Source organism: Pseudomonadota bacterium (genome assembly GCA_026388255.1).
Classification (GTDB): Bacteria; Desulfobacterota; Syntrophorhabdia; order Syntrophorhabdales; family Syntrophorhabdaceae; genus JAPLKB01.
Genome location: JAPLKC010000137.1, coordinates 1 through 2,776, shown reverse-complemented (window position 1 = coordinate 2,776; position 2,776 = coordinate 1). Strand labels below are relative to the sequence as shown.

The 2,776-nt window shown below is 44.2% G+C and carries 3 protein-coding genes; 1 reads left to right on the top strand and 2 read right to left on the bottom strand.

All coding sequences use genetic code 11. The features are described from left to right. Positions 1-438: 438 nt before the first annotated feature. Positions 439-1,131: an aquaporin Z gene (gene aqpZ, locus NT178_18790; GenBank protein ID MCX5814566.1), complete on the bottom strand. Its 693-nt coding sequence runs from the start codon at positions 1,129-1,131 to the stop codon at positions 439-441. A gap of 75 nt (positions 1,132-1,206) precedes the next feature. Then, positions 1,207-1,644 (bottom strand): cell envelope biogenesis protein OmpA, encoded by a 438-nt coding sequence (locus NT178_18785; GenBank protein MCX5814565.1) that lies wholly within the window; start codon positions 1,642-1,644, stop codon positions 1,207-1,209. A gap of 437 nt (positions 1,645-2,081) precedes the next feature. Between NT178_18785 and NT178_18780 the strand changes: the two genes are divergently transcribed. After that, entirely contained in the window at positions 2,082-2,678 is a 597-nt protein-coding gene (locus NT178_18780; GenBank protein MCX5814564.1) for a ParB/RepB/Spo0J family partition protein, read from the top strand. Positions 2,679-2,776: the final 98 nt, after the last annotated feature.

Here is a 2,776-nt window from a genome sequence, read left to right as displayed (position 1 = left end):
TTTGCAAGATGTATCTTCGTCCCCTGCACCTTTTTTATGAAACAGGTGAAAATCCGGAAGGCACAAATCTTCATAATGAAGACATGTTAAGAACAAATACGGGGTTGGGATCAAAGGGGATTCGGGCAACAGGCCGTTAAGTTATGATCCTTTGTCAAATCAGAAATTACGCAAAAACCGGATGAATTAAAGTCAAAAAGCATCGTTGAAATGATAATACACCCGCGGTTCAAATCAGAAAAAAGGGCGCTCCGGTTTTAACCTTATACCAATTTGGATTCATAGATAGCACCCAGAGGGTAGAACCTGTGAAAAAATTACCTGAATCACATAGTATCATGACCGAAGAAGCTTTGTTGCTCGACTTCGCTCGCAATGAAACCGCATGTGACTCGCAACTTCGAGCATTCTTTTAAGACTTGCCTGGTTATACAAATATCAGTTTTCTGATTTGCCAATAAATCGATAGATCGCCGCACCAATGAGAGCGCCAATGATTGGTGCCACCCAGAATAGCCATAACTGAGCAAGAGCCCAATCCCCGACAAACAAAGCTACACCGGTGCTGCGAGCCGGGTTGACCGAAGTGTTGGTAACGGGAATGCTGATCAAGTGAATCAGCGTAAGACCCAAGCCGATTGCGATCGGTGCAAGGCCTTGCGGTGCACGTTTATCGGTTGAGCCAAGAATAATAAGCAAAAACATCATAGTCATAACGATTTCGGTGACCAGGGCTGCCAGTAAAGAATACCCGCCAGGCGAATGGACACCATAGCCATTAGAGGCAAAACCAGCGGAAACATCGAAACCCGCTTTTCCACTGGCAATAACGTATAGGACACCACCTGCGACAACCGCACCCAAAACCTGCGCGATTATGTAAGGCAGGAGTTGGTTTGCCGGGAAACGACCGCCGGCCCAGAGCCCCACAGATACCGCCGGATTCAAGTGGCACCCTGATATATGTCCAATAGCAAAGGCCATGGTTAAAACAGTAAGACCGAAAGCAAATGATACACCGAGTAGGCCAATTCCAACATTTGGAAAAGCAGCGGCCAGAACAGCGCTTCCACACCCTCCCAGGACCAGCCAGAAGGTACCGATGAACTCAGCAGTAGCTTTCTTTGTCATACGTTCCTCCTTTTTTGTTTATTAACTTTATACGGTTTTTTTTAGCTCCGATCATACTTATCAATTCTGCACAAACTATTGCCAGCCAATTACCTCATAGCCCTTTTCCCGCAGACATTTCTCTACAAAACTTTTATATACCGGGCTTGGCTCCGAGCCCTTGGCTAAACCATACAAAAGTCCGGATGCTGCGCCGGTAACCGCTCCTATCCCGGCACTTCCTGCTATATCGCCGGTAACTGCTCCTGCGGCCCCGCCAATTAATGCCCCGGCGGCACTGCCTCCTGCCGTGCTTTTTAATGCTTCTTTGCCGGCGCTTGATGTAATATACGCATCAGCATTGTTCTTGCATTCATTAATGTCACGTAAGGCTTTTTCTTCTCCTACTGACTTCAGGTATGTATTCGGATAAAGGACTGGCCCTTTGGCAGAACAACCAAACATAAGCAGAACAAAAATAAGGGGTAGTATTTTCAATATGACTATCGGGTCTTGTTTTTTTGTTTCTTTCATAAAAAGAGATTATAACAATCATTATTTTATTTCAATCCTTAAGTGCGCCATTGTAGTTTCCACGGTTTTTCTACCCGGGGAGACTTGGGGGTAAGGTCTTGTTTTTTGCACAGATTGTGCTGTTCATGAAACCAACATTTGTTCCCGTAACCTACGATCAAAGTCAAAAGTCCTTATGCTCGATTGGTAGGTGAATCTAATAATTTTTCATAAAATACATCCCGATCTGAAATGTTCGACACAAAGGATACAAGGTCGCCGGTATTCCCCGCAGAAAGCTCGGAAATGTCTTGACACATTGTTTCTAAATATCTACAATAAATAGCGACATCAAGGGGGATTAAAGGCAGTGAATAGTGGATAGTAGACAGTGAAATGGCGATGATGGCAGTTAATAGGTTACGACTATTCACTGAAATAATAAGGGGGGTAAAATTATGGTAACAAAGAAGACAACTGTAAATCCAGAGTTTCTGTATATCTCCGCAGACAAGATTATAGTGTTGGAACAGGTTAGATCGAATATTAATATTGAAACAGATTCATTTAAATCACTCATGCAGTCGATCAAAGATAAGGGCATTTTAGAACCTCTTCTTGTAACCACACAGGATGACGGGACATATCTACTCATCTGCGGAGAGAGGCGTCTTGTTGCAGCCAGACAGTTAGGGCTTGAATCCGTACCAGTAAGAATTATTGAAGCAGGCAAGGAATCAGGCGACACCATAGCCCTTCAACTGACGGAGAATCTTCAGAGAGAAGACTTAAATCCCATGGATCAGGCGAAAGGGATATTGGCATATATTCAGGCGAAACTCCCTGATAAAAACTATGATGTGGATGGGGTGATGAGTGAGTTTGTGAGTTATGATAGGAGGCCCGAAGACCTACCCAAGGAAATTGCCGACACATTGTCGGCAATTGCTGAAATCTGCGGAAAGTCAACACGGACGCTGCTTCGCACGATTTCACTTTTAAAACTTTCCGATGAGATTCAGGCAGCAATCCGCAATGAAGGCAGTGAATGGTGAAAGGAAAAGAGGCAGGCTGAAGGCAGAATGTGAAAGGAGCAAAGAGTAATGACAGTGAGCTTGATAAAATGTCTTTAACTGTTCACTATTCACTAACG

Bases quoted from the DNA above. Each gene is read 5' to 3' on its own strand.
- aqpZ (MCX5814566.1), bottom strand. From the start codon at position 1,131: ATGACAAAGAAAGCTACTGCTGAGTTCATCGGTACCTTCTGGCTGGTC.
- NT178_18785 (MCX5814565.1), bottom strand. From the start codon at position 1,644: ATGAAAGAAACAAAAAAACAAGACCCGATAGTCATATTGAAAATACTA.
- NT178_18780 (MCX5814564.1), top strand. From the start codon at position 2,082: ATGGTAACAAAGAAGACAACTGTAAATCCAGAGTTTCTGTATATCTCC.